At 70.8% G+C, this 15,041-nt stretch carries 12 protein-coding genes; 5 read left to right on the top strand and 7 right to left on the bottom strand.

The features are described 5' to 3' along the window. Positions 1-132: 132 nt before the first annotated feature. The gene (locus ABOD76_RS11400) at positions 133-1,059 is read right to left on the bottom strand and encodes a carbon-nitrogen hydrolase family protein (protein ID WP_350244964.1); all 927 of its coding nucleotides are present in this window, start codon (positions 1,057-1,059) and stop codon (positions 133-135) included. Between the two features lie 268 nt (positions 1,060-1,327). Here ABOD76_RS11400 and ABOD76_RS11395 point away from each other — a divergent pair, with 268 nt between their 5' ends. Next, positions 1,328-2,236 carry a PRC and DUF2382 domain-containing protein gene (locus tag ABOD76_RS11395; protein ID WP_350244963.1) on the top strand — a complete coding sequence of 303 codons (909 nt, stop codon included), beginning with the start codon at positions 1,328-1,330 and terminating at the stop codon, positions 2,234-2,236. 73 nt (positions 2,237-2,309) lie between these two features. Beyond that, positions 2,310-2,756, top strand: a complete 447-nt coding sequence (locus ABOD76_RS11390) for a YsnF/AvaK domain-containing protein (RefSeq protein WP_350244961.1) — start codon at positions 2,310-2,312, stop codon at positions 2,754-2,756. Positions 2,757-2,766: 10 nt separating this feature from the next. On the opposite strand, the gene ABOD76_RS11385 is transcribed toward ABOD76_RS11390, so the two are convergent. Then, positions 2,767-3,897 (bottom strand): serine hydrolase, encoded by a 1,131-nt coding sequence (locus tag ABOD76_RS11385; RefSeq protein ID WP_350244960.1) that lies wholly within the window; start codon positions 3,895-3,897, stop codon positions 2,767-2,769. 91 nt (positions 3,898-3,988) lie between these two features. Here ABOD76_RS11385 and pulA point away from each other — a divergent pair, with 91 nt between their 5' ends. Further along, positions 3,989-6,994, top strand: a complete 3,006-nt coding sequence (gene pulA, locus ABOD76_RS11380; protein WP_350244959.1) for a pullulanase-type alpha-1,6-glucosidase — start codon at positions 3,989-3,991, stop codon at positions 6,992-6,994. Positions 6,995-7,096: 102 nt separating this feature from the next. Further along, complete coding sequence (locus ABOD76_RS11375; RefSeq protein WP_350244958.1) at positions 7,097-8,311, top strand: 23S rRNA (cytosine(2499)-C(5))-methyltransferase; 1,215 nt, start codon at positions 7,097-7,099, stop codon at positions 8,309-8,311. Positions 8,312-8,313: 2 nt separating this feature from the next. On the opposite strand, the gene ABOD76_RS11370 is transcribed toward ABOD76_RS11375, so the two are convergent. From ABOD76_RS11370 to ABOD76_RS11350, 5 genes are all read right to left on the bottom strand, one after another. Then, positions 8,314-9,546, bottom strand: coding sequence for an alpha/beta hydrolase family protein (locus ABOD76_RS11370; protein ID WP_350244957.1), 1,233 nt, complete (start codon positions 9,544-9,546; stop codon positions 8,314-8,316). Positions 9,547-9,627: 81 nt separating this feature from the next. Then, the gene (locus tag ABOD76_RS11365; protein ID WP_350244956.1) at positions 9,628-11,649 is read right to left on the bottom strand and encodes an elongation factor G; all 2,022 of its coding nucleotides are present in this window, start codon (positions 11,647-11,649) and stop codon (positions 9,628-9,630) included. 134 nt (positions 11,650-11,783) lie between these two features. Continuing rightward, positions 11,784-12,287, bottom strand: coding sequence for a hypothetical protein (locus tag ABOD76_RS11360; protein WP_350244955.1), 504 nt, complete (start codon positions 12,285-12,287; stop codon positions 11,784-11,786). A gap of 64 nt (positions 12,288-12,351) precedes the next feature. After that, positions 12,352-13,173, bottom strand: a complete 822-nt coding sequence (locus ABOD76_RS11355) for a phosphotransferase family protein (protein ID WP_350245247.1) — start codon at positions 13,171-13,173, stop codon at positions 12,352-12,354. Between the two features lie 39 nt (positions 13,174-13,212). Then, positions 13,213-14,223, bottom strand: a complete 1,011-nt coding sequence (locus ABOD76_RS11350; RefSeq protein WP_350244954.1) for an HD-GYP domain-containing protein — start codon at positions 14,221-14,223, stop codon at positions 13,213-13,215. Positions 14,224-14,309: 86 nt separating this feature from the next. On the opposite strand from ABOD76_RS11350, the gene ABOD76_RS11345 reads away from it, so the two are divergent. Beyond that, positions 14,310-15,035: a YkgJ family cysteine cluster protein gene (locus ABOD76_RS11345; RefSeq protein WP_350244953.1), complete on the top strand. Its 726-nt coding sequence runs from the start codon at positions 14,310-14,312 to the stop codon at positions 15,033-15,035. Positions 15,036-15,041: the final 6 nt, after the last annotated feature.

The raw sequence follows: 15,041 nt of genomic DNA, 5'->3' as shown, positions 1-15,041 counted from the left end.
CTGTCACCTCACTCGTATGCGGGTCGTGTCGGGCCTGCCGTTCCGCTGGCCCGGACCCTTATCATGCCGGATTGGACGTGATGCTGCGGGCGCAGAGCGGACAGTTGTCCAGGCCATCTCTTCACCAGGTGGTCAGACCACTGGCCGCCGGGCTGCCTGAACTGCGGCTCCGGCAGCGGCGCCGGCCACCGCCCGGTCATGGTCGCGGGTATTCAGCACCTGACCGTCCCGCCGCAACTCCCGGGTCAGCGAGAGGTCCAGGGTGTGCGTGAGCCAGCCGGGGGCGTTCATGCTGCCCAGCGCCAGCACCCCGTCGGCCGGCAGGCCGTTGCCGCCGGGAAGCGTGCCGGGATCGCTGGGCGCGTAGATGGCCGCCGCGCCCACCGCCGTCTCGATGGCGTAGGTCCAGGGCGCGTCGGCCAGGAAGGGCGCGTGCAGCACATACAGCTGGTTTTCCAGCGCGCGGGCCATGCTGCCCACCCGGACGCGGTGGTAGCCGTGCGCGGCGCTGGTGAAGCTCGGCACCAGCAGCAGCTCCATGCCCGCCTCCGCCTGCGCCCGCGCCAGCGCCGGAAACTCGGCGTCGTAGCAGATGTTGACGCCCACTCGGCCCAGCTCGGTGTCGAAGACGTGCAGGCCCTCACCGCCCTCTACCCCCCACTCCTCGCGCTCAAAGCGGGTCATCACCTGCTTGTCCTGCTGCCAGCGCTCACCATGCGGGCCGAACAAATAGGCGCGGTTGACGTAGTGGCCGGGCGCGGCCTCCACCGGCAGGCTGGCCGCCAGCAGGTAGACCCGGTGATGGCGCGCCAGCCGGGCGTGCAGGTCCAGAAAGCCCGGCAGGAACGGCTGCAGCGCCGGAAGCTGCGCCCGCACGTCGTCCCAGAGTGCGGGTGGAAGCAGCGCCACCAGTTCCAGGCTGGCGTACTCCGGCAGCATCAGCAGCTGCGCTCCTTCCGCCACCCCCTGGGCGACGAAGCGCTCCAGGGCGGCGGCGTACTCGTCCCAGTGGGCCGGACGCTGGCACGGATAGGCGGAGGCGGCCACACGAATCGACATGGGCCGAGTCTAGAGCCCAGGGCCGGCAGCTGCCATGACGCGGGACGGCCGACCATCCGCACCCGCCTTCATGGGCGCGGACCGGGAGCCACCGGCCTTCAACTTGAGACGCCCTTTACATAGCCTCAAAAGCGTTGAGCACACGTTCACGGTCTTTACCACCTTCACCGTTTTTGGGAAAAGGGCAAGGAATCCGGGGTCACAGTGTGAACTATCTGCACACGACTTCTCCTCCGACCTGACCGTGCACCCCAAAGGAGCAACCCTGATGAGTAGACTGATTCCCCTGTCGGACCTGACCCGTGACCGCAACTACGACCTCTCCGGTGACGTCTACGATCCCACCGGTGAAGTGGCCTACGGGGCCAACAACGAGAAGCTCGGCACCGTGCGCGGCGCGCTGACCGAAGAGGGCGGACGCATCCGCTACCTGATCGTGGACGTGGGCAGCTGGTTCACCAGCAAGGAAGTGCTGGTGCCGGTGGGCCTGGCGCGCTTCGAGCAGGACGCGGTGTACATCGACAGCCTCACCAAGGATCAGGTCCGTGACCTGAACCAGTACACCGTGGGTCAGGACTACAACGACGACGCCCAGATGGCCGACGAGCGCGTGCTGCGCGGCACCACCATGAACGCCAGCATGGACACCACCGCCACCACCAGCCGCACCGTGGACCGCGACAACGACGCGATGTTCCGGACCCCGGACCGTCTGCAGCTGCTGGAAGAGCGCCTGCTGGTCAACAAAGACCGCTACCAGGCGGGCTCGGTCGAGGTGGGCAAGCACCTCGAGACGCGCACCGAGAACGTGAACGTCACGCTCTCGCACGACGAGGTGGTCATTGAGCGTCACCCGCTCAGCGAGCCGCGTCCGGTGGACGGCAATGTGACGCTGGGCAACGACAGCGAGACCATCCGGGTGGACCTGGAGGCCGAGCGCGCCAACGTGCAGAAGCAGGCCTACGTGACCGAAGAGGTCGAGGTGGGCAAGCGCACCGAAACCGAGCAGCGCACCTTCAGCGAGACGGTGGGCAAGGAAGTGCTCGATGTCACCAAGACCGGTGAGGTGACCACCCAGAGCGCCGACACCCTGACCAACCGTCAGTCGCGCACCGAGGACATGCTGGAAGACACCGGCACCCGCGGCATCGACGTCAACGACACCAACCGCCGCTAAGCGCGGTGAGAACAACGCCGGGGCAGCCCTGTACTGCCCCGGCGTTGTTCGTCCCCGAAGGAGCAGACCTGCCATGACTGATTCCCATGATCCGACCCAGCCGGTGAGCGTCCAGAGCGACACGCGCGAACTGGTGGGGCGACTGGAACTGCGGGCCGAGCGGGCCACGCTGGACAAGGTGCGGGCCGAGGCCGGCACTGTGGTGGTGCGGCGTGAGCTGCGGCAGCGTCAGGAAGTGCTGACGGTCGAGCTGATGAGCGAAGTGCTGGTGATCGAGACGAAGAGCGGAGGGCCGGACGTTTATCTGGACGGTGTGCTGCTGCCGGCCGGGGAACCGCGCGAACTGCTGCTGTACACCGAGATGGCCGAGGTGACCAAGGTGCCGCACGTGGTCGAGGAGGTCAAGGTGTACAAGGAGTGGCGCGCGGTTCAGCGGAGCGTGCCGGTCCAGCTGGGGTACGAGACGCTGGTGGTGGACGAACAGCTACTGCCAGGGGCCGTGGACCCGACCACGCCCTGAGCCCTCCTCCTCACGGCGAGGCCAGCGACAGCAACCCCGACTCGATCCAGCGCACCACCACCGGCAGCTGCAGCTCCATCAGCTCAGCGTCGGTGGTGGCGCTGTTGTCATTGAAATAGCTGTAGGCGAGCAGGTCGCCGCCCGGCAGCTCCACGAGGCCGGTCAGGGTCAGGAGCCGCCAGCCGCTGCCTGCCTTGCTGGCCCAGTAGCTGGCCCGCAGCCTGGGCAGTTTCGGCTGACAGCAGCCCGCGGCCAGCACCCGGCGAAACAGCTGGCGCGTCTCCGCCTGTAACCCGGCCCCGGAGAGGGTGCGGACCATCAGGTCGGTGTAGGCCTGCGGCGTGCTGGTGTTCTGCAACGCCAGCTCCAGGGCCGGCAGGTACTGGGGCCCATGAAAGTAGCGGTCCAGGGCGGCCTCCACCTGCGGGCCGCTCACCTGCTGGGAGGCCGCGATCAGCCGGCCCGCCTGCTGTAAACGCTGGTCAAACGGGAGCCCCGCATAGGCGAGCGCGCCCGCCCCGGTGTCCGGGCCCAGCACACCGGCGCTGAGCCCCGCCTGAGCGGCCCACCACGCCTTGGTGGTGAGCAGCACGGTGGTACAGGGACTGAGCTGCTGCACCCGCCGGGCCAGCCGCACCGGGCCGTAGGCCAGCTGCAACAGGTCACTGGCGGTGTTGTCCGAGCGGACGATGGCCCGCTTCACCAGCTCACTCAGGGCCGTGGGCCCGGGCGGGTAGCCCTCGATGCTGCGGGTGGCGGCGGTCGCGGTGAAGGTGTGCGAGAGGGTGAAGCGGCCCGCATCCACGTCCTGCAGGATCGCCTGCACCACCAGCGGCTTGAAACTGCTGGCCAGCGGGTGCACGGCATTGGCCTGTCCCAGCGCCAGCGCCGCTTTCGGTTGAAGGGTGCGCGGGTCGTAGCGCGCCGCGTAGAAGTCCACCCGGCCCGACACGCTGGCCGGCAGTGGCGTGGCCGGCGCCGGGGCCGTCACCCCTGGACCACAGGTGGCGGGCCCGGCGGGCAAGGGAGCGGCGCCGACCAGGCTGCCCAGCACGCAGCACAGCCCTCCCAGGGCGCGGCGAAGGCGGCCCCGGCCGGTCGGGTGGGCGGCAGAAAGCGGTCCTGGCGAAGGTCTGAGCACGGTGTTCCAGCATAGACCGACTGCAGCAGGCACGCCGGCGTGGATGCGCTTCCATTGGCACCGGCGGGCAGGGTACACTGCCGACACCATCATGAAACGACCCGTGACGCTGTTGACCGTCGCGCTGCTGGCTGCCGCCACCATCGCGCCCACCGCCGCCACCGCGCAGGCCGCTGACCCGGCGGTGCCGGCCGGCTACGCCCGCGTGAACTACTACCGTCCAGACGGCAACTACCAGGGCTGGGGGCTGCACGTCTGGGAGGACACCACCGCTCAGGTGGAGTGGACCAAGCCGCTGCCGCAGACCGGCAAGAACAGCTTCGGCGCCTACTGGGACGTGCCGATGAAGGAAGGCTGGCAGAAGCTGAACTTCATCGTGCACCAGGGCGACAACAAGGACCCGGGGCCGGACCAGAGCCTGCCGGCCAGCGCGGGCAACCAGGCCTGGATCATCAGCGGAGACAGCAAGGTGTACACCCAGAAGCCGGATGTGACGGCCCAGCAGATCGGTGATCTGAGCAAGGCCCAGGCCCACTTTCTGACCCGCAGCCTGATCGCGGTGAAGCCGGAGCTGGTGGCGAACGGCGCCCTGCTGAACCTGCACTACAGCCCGGCGGGCGACCTGAAGCTGACGGCCACCGGCATCACCGGGGGGCAGAGCTTGCCGCTGATTCCGGTGGAGGGCGGCATGACGGCGGCCCTGAAGGCCAAGTACCCGTACCTGAGTGGCTACGCGCTGGTGTCGGTACGTCCGGAGGAGGCCGCCCAGGTGCCCGAAGCGCTGCGCGGTCAGCTGGCGCTGGACAGCGTGACCCCGGCCGGCAAGCTGGTGGACGCCACCAGCCTGCAGGTGCCGGGCGTGCTGGACGACCTGTACAGCTACACCGGCCCGCTGGGGCTGACCTGGACGGCCGGCAAGCCGAGCCTGAGCCTGTGGGCGCCCACCGCCCAGAGCGTGCAGCTGCGCCTCTCGGACGCGGCCGGCACGGGTGAGCAAACGCTCCCGATGACCCGCAACGCCCAGGGCGTCTGGAGTATTGCGGGCGACGCCAGCTGGAAGGGCCGCAGCTACCGCTATGAGGTGAAGGTCTACGCGCCCAGCACCGGCAAGGTGGAGACGAACCTCGTCACCGACCCCTACTCGGTGGCGCTGACCCTGAACAGCGAGCGCTCGGTGATCGCGGACCTCTCGGACGCCGCCCAGAAACCGGCCGGCTGGGACGCCCTTAAAAAGCCGGCGCTGGCGAGCGTCAACGACCTCTCGATCTACGAGCTGCACCTGCGCGACTTCAGCGCCAGCGACCCCACGGTGCCGGCGGCGCAGCGCGGCACGTACCTGGCGTTCACGCAGGTGAACAGCAGCGGCATGCAGCACCTGAGGGCGCTGGCGACGGCGGGCCTGAAGGCCGTCCACCTGCTGCCCACCTTCGACATCGCCACCATCGAGGAGAACAGGGCGAAGTGGAAGGCCACCCCGGACCTCTCCAAGCTGCCACCCGACAGTGACCAGCAGCAGGCAGCAGTGGCAGCCGTGCGCGACCAGGACGCCTACAACTGGGGCTACGACCCCTACCACTACCTGACCCCTGAAGGCAGCTACGCCGTGAATCCGGACCAGCGCACCCGGGAGTACCGCCAGATGGTGATGAGCCTGAACCAGGCGGGCCTGCGCGTCATTCAGGACGTGGTGTTCAACCACACGGCGGCCAGCGGCGAGGCCAGCACCAGCGTGCTGGACCGCATCGTGCCCGGCTACTACCAGCGGCTGAACCTGGACGGCGCGGTGGAGAACAGCACCTGCTGCAGCAACACCGCCACCGAGCACACCATGATGCGCCGCCTGATGCTCGACACGCTGCGCCTGTACGCCACCCAGTACAAGATTGACGGCTTCCGCTTCGACCTGATGGGGCACCACATGGTGGCCGACATGCAGGCGGCCCGCCAGATGCTCGACAGCCTGACGGTGCAGAAGGACGGCGTGGACGGCAAGCGCATCTACCTGTACGGCGAGGGCTGGGACTTCGGGGAGGTGCAGGGCAACAAGCGCGGCAAGAACGCCACCCAGATCAACATGTACGGCCAGGGCATCGGCACCTTCAACGACCGCATCCGCGACGCGGTGCGCGGCGGTAACCCCTTCGGCGGCCTGCAGGACCAGGGCTTCGCCACCGGGCTGGTGGGCGTGCCGAACGGCCAGAAGCAGAACACCGACGTGGCGCGGCTGCTGCACCTCAGCGACCAGTTGCGGGTGGGCCTGACCGGCAACCTGCGCGACTACCGCCTGACCGACATGACCGGCAAGACCGTGACCGGCGCCCAGGTGGACTACAACGGCGCGCCCACCGGCTACGCGGCCAGCCCGCAGGAGAGCATCAACTACGCCTCCGCGCACGACAACCAGACGCTATTCGACGCGGTGACGCTCAAGGCACCCCTCAACGCGCCGGAAGCCACCCGCGTGCGGATGCAGGACCTCGCCAACAGCCTGATCCTGCTGGGCCAGGGCATTCCCTTCTTCCAGGCGGGCGACGACCTGCTGCGCAGCAAGAGCTTCGACACCGACAGCTACAACAGCGGCGACTGGTTCAACACCCTGGACTGGACCGGCAAGGACAACGGCTTCGGCCACGGCCTGCCGCCCGCCGACAAGAACAAGGACAACTGGCCGCTGTACAAGACGCTGTTGGGCAACCCGGCCCTGAAGCCCAGCGCCCAGGACACCCAGCGCGCCACCCAGCACTTCCAGGAGATGCTGCGGGTGCGTTACAGCACCCCGCTGTTCCGGATGCAGACGGCCCAGCAGGTGCAGCAGGGGCTGAGCTTCCTGAATACCGGCCCCCAGCAGACGCCCGGCGTGATCGTGATGCGGCTGACCGGCGCGGTGAACGCCCAGAACCCCTACCGCAACGTGGTGGTGGTGTTCAACGGCAGCGGCCAGACCACCAGCGTCAAGGACCCGGCGCTGGCCCCGCTGAAGCTCAGCCTGCACCCGGTGCTGGCGCAGTCCAGCGATCCGGTGGTGCGCCAGAGCAAGGCCACCGGCAACACGCTGAGCGTGCCCGCGCTGACCACAGCGGTGTTTGTCGGCAAGTAAGGTTCAGGCAACTTCAGGCGGGAGGGCTCAGGCGGGCCCTCCCGCCTGTATGGTGAGCGTCCCCCCTCCCGGCCCTGTCCGCATCCGCTACACTGGCTCGCCATGCCCGACGCCGCCCCTGCCCTCCCCCGCCTGCGCCTGCGCGTCAGCGCTCCGGCCCAGGCCCGGCTGCGCGGCGGCCACCCCTGGCTGTACGAGAGCAGCATCCAGCAGCAGAACCGCCCCGGCGAGGCGGGTGAACTGGCGGTGGTCTACGACCGGCAGGACCGCTTCCTGGCCATCGGGCTCTATGACCCGGCCTCTCCCATCCGGCTGCGGGTGCTGCACGTGGGCAAACCGCAGACGGTGGACGACCGGTGGTGGGCGCAGCGGCTGGACGCGGCCCTGGACCGCCGCGCCGGCCTCTTTGATGCCCGGACCGACGGCTACCGCCTCGTCAACGGCGAGAGCGACGGCTGGCCGGGCCTGGTGCTGGACCGCTACGCGGGCACGCTGGTGCTCAAGCTCTACACCGCCGCGTGGTTCCCACACCTGGAGCGGCTGCTGACCCTGCTGGAGGAGCGGTTCCCGGAGATGCGGGTGGTGCTGAGGCTGAGCCGCAACATTCAGGCGGCGGCGGGAGCGGCTGGGCTGCACGACGGTCAGCTGCTGCGCGGCACCCTGGACACTGACGCGGTGGTGTTTCAGGAATCCGGGCTGCACTTTGAAGCCGAGGTGCGCCAGGGCCAGAAGACCGGGTTCTTTCTGGACCAGCGTGAGAACCGCCGCCGGGTGGAGCGGCTCTCGGCCGGGCGGCGGGTGCTGAACGCCTTCAGCTTCTCGGGCGGCTTCTCGCTGTACGCGGCGCGGGGCGGCGCCCGCGAGGTGCTGAGCCTCGACATCAGCCGGCACGCGCTGGCCAGCGCCGAGCGCAACTTCGCGCTGAACCGCGCGCTGCCGCAGGTGGCCGCCGCCCGGCATCAGACGGTGCAGGCCGACGTGTTCGAGTGGCTGCAGACCCCGCAGCAGCCGTTCGGGCTGATCGTGCTGGACCCGCCCTCGCTGGCCCGCCGCGAGAGTGAGCGCGAGGCCGCCATCCGCGCCTACGGGCGGCTCGCCTCCGGGGCCATCCGGATGCTGGAGCCGGAAGGCGTGCTGGTCTCGGCGTCGTGCTCGGCGCATGTGTCGGCCGAGGAGTTCTACACGGTGGTGCGCGAGGCGGCCCGGCGCAGTGGCCGCACCGTGGAGGAACTCGGCACGTGGCAGCACGCCCCGGACCACCACGCCAGCTTCCCGGAGGCCGAGTACCTGAAGGCCATTTTCCTGCGGCTGAAGTAGCCCTACCTCGCCGGCCGCCGGTGCAGCTCGATGCCCAGCGACGTGCGCGCCGGGAAGCCCTTCAGTTCGCCGGGGCCGTCCGGGGCGTCCAGGTAGGTCAGCGCCTCCGTCTCGCCCTTGAGCTGGGCGTTCAGGAAGGCCGTCACGAAATGGCAGTTCAGGTCGTTCAGGCGGCGCGCGTCCCAGGCGGGTTCGGCGTAGTGCATGTAGGGGGCCAGGGTGTCGGCGGCGGGCGGCGGCGGGTTGGGCGCCACGTTGTGCCGGGCGTTCCGGTACACCACCATGCGGCGCTCCGAGTGAACGGCGCGCTCGAACAGGGCCCGCACCCCGTCCCGGTATCCGGACACGTCGTCCTGGTCGCCGGCAATGAACAGGCAGGGCACCCGCACGCCCGCCAGGCCCTCGGCATCCCAGACGCCGAACTCGGCTGCTGGAACACCCAGGCCCCGCACCGCCGACGGGCCGCCCCACGGCGCGAAGGTCACGATGGCCTTCAGCCGGGGGTCCACCGTGTAGGCCCCGCTCAGGCGGCCGGCCAGCGCGCCGCCCGGCACGAACGCCAGCGTCTGCGGGGCAAACCCGGCCCCGGCGAAGTTCAGCGCCCCGTAGCCGCCCATGCTGTAGCCGATCAGGGCGGTGCGGGAGGTGTCCAGCAGGCCGCTGAGCGGGGACCCGCTGCCCGGGGCCGAGAGTGCGTCCAGCCGGTCCAGCACGACCTGATCGTCGAGGGGCCGGTTCAGCAGGGTGCTGGCGAAGGCGGCCAGATCGGCGTAGGTGCTGTCGGTGTGGTCGATGGCGGCCACCACGTAGCCCTTGCTGGCCAGGTTCTCGCACAGGTAGCTGAGCAGGTAGCGGCTGCCGGGGTAGCCGTGCGACACCAGCACCAGCGGGTGGGGACCGCCCTGCGGCTCGGGCGCCGCGTCGCGGACAGCGCGCCCCAGCCACTCCAGGGGCGTTGCCGGCTGGCCCGGGGCGGGCACCACGCGGTCGGCGTAGTGGATCTGCTCCAGCTGACCGTCCGCCAGCCGGGCCGGATACCACACCTCCACCGTCAGCCGCCGCTCCGAGCGCGGCAGCGGGTCCGGCAGGGTGGGCTGGGCCAGCGCCGCCACCACGTCCAGCTGATCCGGGTGCTGCACCGTCAGGGTCAGCACCCCCACCGGGAAGGGGCCACGGGCGGTCAGGGCCGGGGCGTCCGGGCGAGGATCGCCGGGCACCACCGCCGGAAAGGGCACAGCCGGCAGGACAGTCATCGTCTGCGACAGTAGCGCCGCCGGGGAGGCCGCACAAGCGCCCCGCCCACCGCCCGGCCCGCTTCAGCCCTGGGCCAGCTCGCGCTGCCGCTCGGCGATGATGCGCTCGGCCAGCGCCTGCGGCACGTCCTGATAGCCGGAGAACTTCAGGCTGTAGGCACCCCGGTCGCCGGTCATGCTGCGCAGCGCCGCGCTGTAGGCCTGCACTTCCGCCTGCGGCACCGCCGCGCTGATCACAATGACGGTGCCTTCCGGCTCCATGCCCTGCACCCGCGCCCGGCGGGTCTGCAGGTCGCTGATGATGTCGCCGGTGTACTGGGCCGGCACCCGCACCCGCAGCGTCATCACCGGCTCCTGCAGCACCGGTCGGGCCTGCTGCGCCGCCGCCCGGAACGCCAGCGCCCCGGCCATCCGGAACGCCTGCTCGCTGCTGTCCACCTCGTGGTAGCTGCCGGTCAGCACCGCCACCCGCACGCCCTGCACCGGGTAGCCGGCCAGCACGCCGCGCCGCATCGCCTCCTGCACGCCCTTCTCGATGGCTGGCAGGTACTTGCCGGGAATGGCCCCGCCCACCACCTCGCTGCCGAAGGTATAGGCCGCCGACGGCTCCAGCCGCACGGTGCAGTCGCCGTACTGCCCGTGGCCGCCCGACTGTTTCTTGTGCTTGCCCTGCGCCTGGGCGGTGCCGCGCAGCGTCTCTCGGTAGGCGATCTTCGGGGTGCTGGTGTCCAGCGCGACTCCCAACGCCGCCAGCTTCTGCACCGCGATGTCCAGATGCAGGTCGCCCATGCCCGACAGCGTCAGCTCGCCGGTGTCCGGGTCGTGGTCGTAGCGCAGGGTGGGGTCCTCTTCCAGCAGCCGCTGCATGGCGGCCGACAGCCGGTCCTCGTCCTGGCGGGTGCGCGGGTGCAGCGCCACCGTATGCACTGGGTCCGGCAGGATCAGCGGGTCGTACTGGATCGGGGCCGCCGGGTCACAGAGCGTGTCGCCGGTGTGCGCCTCCACCCGGGTGATGGCACCTAGCATGCCGGCGCTCAGCTCACTCACCTCGGTCAGGTCCTTGCCGTTCACGGTGTACAGGTGGGCGGGGCGCACCTCCAGCCGGATGGTGCTGTTCAGCAGCGTGTCGCCGGCATGCAGCCGGCCACTCCAGACGCGCAGGTAGGCCACCCGGCCCAGATAGGGGTCCACGCTGGTGCGCCACACCCGCGCGCTGAACGGCGCGTCCGGCGTCGGCTCGCGCTTCTGGCCGTCCTGTCCGGTGAGCGGCCCGCGCTCCTCGGGGCTGCGCAGGCCGTCCACCATCAGCGTGGTGAGCGGCGCCAGACCGATCTGGCGTACCGCACTCACCGGCAGCACCGGATACAGCAGCCCGGCATGCACCGCCCGCAGGTAGGCGGCCCGCAGCTCCTGGTCGTCGAGCGTCTCCCCTTCCAGGTAGCGCTCCACCAGGGCGTCGTCGGTTTCCACGATCGCCTCGATCAGCTGGGTGCGGTACGTCTCCACCAGCCCGGTCAGGTCGTCCGGCACCGGCCCGTCCGGCTGACCGTCCCGGATCGCCCGGCGGGTCAGCAGGTCCACCACCCCCTCGAACTGCGCCTCCTGCCCGATCGGCAGGCTGGCCGCCACACATGGCCCCTTCAGGCTGGCCCGGATGTCCGACAGCACCGCGTAGAAGTCGGCGCGTTCGCGGTCCATCTTGGACATCAGCACGATGCGCGGCATGTTGAAGCGGTCGGCGGTGGCCCACACCCGCTCGGTGCCCACCTCCACCCCGCTCACCGCACTCACCAGCACCAGCACGCTGTCGGCGGCCCGGATCGCACCTCTGATCTCGCGCACGAAGTCAGCGTAGCCGGGGGTGTCGAGCAGGTTGACGACCGTCTCGCCCAATCTCAGCTGCACCACGCTGCTCTGGATACTGAAGCCGCGCGCCCGCTCAGCCTCGGTGTGATCCGAGACGCTGGTGCCGTCGTCCACCGACCCCGGACGCGAAACGGCTCCGCTGACGTGCAGCAGAGCCTCGGTGAGCGTGGTTTTTCCCGCGCTGCTGTGCGCGGCGACCGAAACGTTCCGTACGGGCATAGGGCCACCTGCCATCCTGCCGCCGTGCGGCGGCGCTGAACTGCGGGCACACGAACAGCCACCGAAACCGACCTCAGATGTAGTGGAGGCAGCATACACCGCCCGGCCCCGGCACAGTGTTGGCCCGGCAGCCCTCAGCGCCGGGTGTGGTCATGCGGGCTGTTCTGGCCGCCCAGATCACCGTCGGCATGCACCTCCAGGCTGGCCTGCTCCCGCTCCAGCAGCGCGCTGTCCAGCCGCTCGGCCAGCGCCTGGGCCTGCTCGGCCGACAGCTCCAGCTGTTCGGCCCCGGCCACCTGGCTGTCCACGTCGTAGCGCACCAGACGAGCGCCGCCCTCGTCCATTTGCTCCAGCCGCACCCACCAGTTGGGCGCGTCGGCCGGGTAGCACAGGTCCAGGGCGGCGTCGGCCCCGGGCTCGTGGCGCAGCAGGCGCTGCACCTGCCGGGCCGCGGCGGCGGTCAGGAAGGTCTTGAGGCGGTCGCGCTGCAACTCCGGGTCGCCGGCGTGTTCCAGCGCGCGCAGCTGCAGCAGCGGCTCCCCGGCGGCCGGCACCGCCGCACTCGGATCGGGGGCCACCGTCACGTTGAGGGTGAGCGGCAGGGCGCTGGCGGCGGTGCGGTGCGTGCTGAGGTCCATGCTCCACCGTAGCCGCCCCGCTCAGGAGGGCGGGTAAGCGATCCCCCAAAGGCCGCCGGGCCGTTCAGCCGGGCAGCTGAGCCAACGCGTGCCGGGCGCGCGGCAGTTTCACCTGCCGCTGCTCCTCGAAGGCGTACGGCTCGTTCATCAGAAACCAGTACAGGTCGTGGAGGTAGGTGTGTGCGAGGTAGGCGCGGAAGCGGCCCAGCGTGGCCGGCGCCCGGTCCGGCAGCATCTCCAGCGCCGCGTCCAGGCTGGATTGGGCCGGCAGCAGGTCCAGCGTGCCGGTCTTGAACAGCGCGAAGTCGCGCAGCGGGTCGTCCCAGCCGGCGCGGGTCCAGTCGATCACCAGCAGTTCACGGGTGCGGGGGTTGATCAGGATATTGTCCTGCCACAGGTCCAGATGACAGAAGGCGGCCGGGACGTCCAGCTCGCCGCGCTCCAGCGGCCCCTCCACCGCCTCCAGCAGGTCCTCCAGCGGGTAGGGGGCCAGGGCGCTGCGAAAGCGCTTGAGCCGTTCGCGCAGCCGCACCAGATCCACCCGGCCCTGCACCTGCTGGTGCAGCTCGGCAAGAATGCGCTTGAGGTCCGGCAGCGCCTGCAGCACGTCGTCCGCCTGCAGCGGGCGGCCCTCGAAGCGGCGCATCACCAGCGCCTCCACGCCGTCGGCCTCCAGCGCTTCCACCACCCACGCGCCGAGCCCGGCCCGCCGCAGGTTCTCGGCCTCGCGGCGGTGCTCCCCGCGCTGGGTGCGGTACACCTTGACCATCAGCTCGCCGGCCCGGTACACCCGGCTCTGCATCCCGGCGTCCGACGCCACCAGCGGACCGAAGCGGGCCTCCAGGGTCGGGAAGTGGGCGGGCAGGCCAGCAGACACGGCTCGCATCATAGCCGAGCGCGGGCGGTCAGAAGGAGACGCGCGTCCTCAGCGCTGGTCCGGGTTGAGCTTTTCCAGGGCCGCGACCAGCCGGGGGTCCAGCGCCTTGCCCGCCTGCGCCTTGACCCGCTCCACCGAGCCCACCCGCACGTAGGTGTTGGCCACCGCCACCAGCCGCGCGTACAGCGGGATGTCCTCGCCGGTCAGGTGGTCCGGCTCGCCCTGGCCGTCCCAGCGCTCGTGGTGGTGCCGCACGGCCCGCTGCACCTCGCCCAGGGTGGCCACGCCCTCGATAAAGTTGGCGCCCACCTGGGCGTGGCCGTTCTCGCCGTGAATCTTGCCCAGGTCGTGGAGGGTGGCGGCGTACCAGACCTCATCGAGCTCGCGGCCCGACAGGCCCAGCCCGCGTCCCAGCTGCACCGCCAGCTCCGCCACCTGCCGGGCGTGGCCCAGCGCGTCGAACTCGCGGCTCTCCACCGCCTCCACCACCGCCACGGTCAGCTGCCGGGCCGCCTGACGCCACTCCTCACGGCCCTCGATCAGGCCCAGCAGGCCGCCCACCGCGGCCCCGAAGCGGGTCATCGTCTCCTGCTGCGCCGGGGTGACGGTACCGCCCGTGGTCCAGTCGAGCAGCAGCGCGCCCAGTCCCCGGCCCCGGTCGGCCAGCGGCACCACCAGCGACAGGCCCACCGCGCGCATGCCGGCGGCGTCCAGTTGGGCCGTCACCTCCGGGCCGTTGGCGGCGTACAGTTCGCGCGCTCCGTCGGTCAGCGCGCGAACCCGCCCCGACACCCACGGGCCGCTCAGCTCCACGCCCAGCAGGCTGCGCGGATAGTCCAGCACCGCCGCCACCTTGTCCTGCCCGCGCCTCAGAATGCCCAGGCCGCGCACCTGGGCGCCCAGCAGGGGGCCGGCCTGGGCGAGGGCCGCGTCCAGCACGCCCTCCTGGGTCGGACGGGCCAGCAGCTCAGTCAGCAGGCGGACGCTGTCCGGCTCGCTGGGGGTGGAGGCGGAGGCCGCGCTGGGCGGAACGGCTGCGGGAGCTTTGCGTTTGAACACCTTGCGAAGCAGTATAGCCGCCGGGCCCAGCCGAACGGTATGTCAAACCCGGCAGACACCCCCGGCAGGCTGCTACGCTGCACCGGATGACCCGCCCACCGGACCCGCTGCACACCACCCTCCGGACCGCCTACGCCCGCTACCAGCGTCAGGCGGGCCGCTGGCTGGACGGCTACACCCGTCAGGGCGGACAGGTGTACTGCGGCGCCGGCTGCTTCCGCTGCTGCGACATGCCGATCCGGGTCAGCCTGGCTGAGGCGCGTCTGACCGCCAGCGAACTGACGGCCGCCCAGCTGAACGGCATGCGCCAGCACGCCCGCAAGACCATCCGCAATGCCCGCAGCGCCCGCAGCCTGGAGCAGTACGTGGAGCGGCACCGCCAGGAGGTGGGCTTCTGCCCGCTGCTGGACCGGGAGCAGGGCGTCTGCACCGCCTATGAGGTGCGGCCCACCCGCTGCCGCGACACCTACAGCGCCTTTCCGGCCCGTTACTGCGCCGCCGGCGCGCTGGAGGACATGACCCGTCAGGAACTTCAGGCGTACCGCCGCGAGGTGCGCCGGACGCCCGGCACCGACGGCGAGAGCCACTACATCGCGCCGCTGGAGGAACTGAGCGAGCCGGTGTGGACGCAGGCGGCGCGGGCCATGCGGCAGGCCTGGGGGCTGGAGGTGTGGGGCGACTTCTGGGTGCTAACCAGCCTTGCGACCGACGACGCATTCATGCGGGCGGTGGAGGCGGGGCAGGCGGACCCGGCGCGCCGCCGGGCGCGGGCGCTGGGCCTGGAGCACCCGGAGCTGCTGGAATTCGCCTGAGCCGCG

This window comes from Deinococcus sonorensis KR-87 (genome assembly GCF_040256395.1).
Classification (GTDB): Bacteria; Deinococcota; Deinococci; order Deinococcales; family Deinococcaceae; genus Deinococcus; species Deinococcus sonorensis.
The sequence above is the reverse complement of the archived record's forward strand: the minus strand, read 5'-3'. Positions and strand labels throughout refer to the sequence as shown.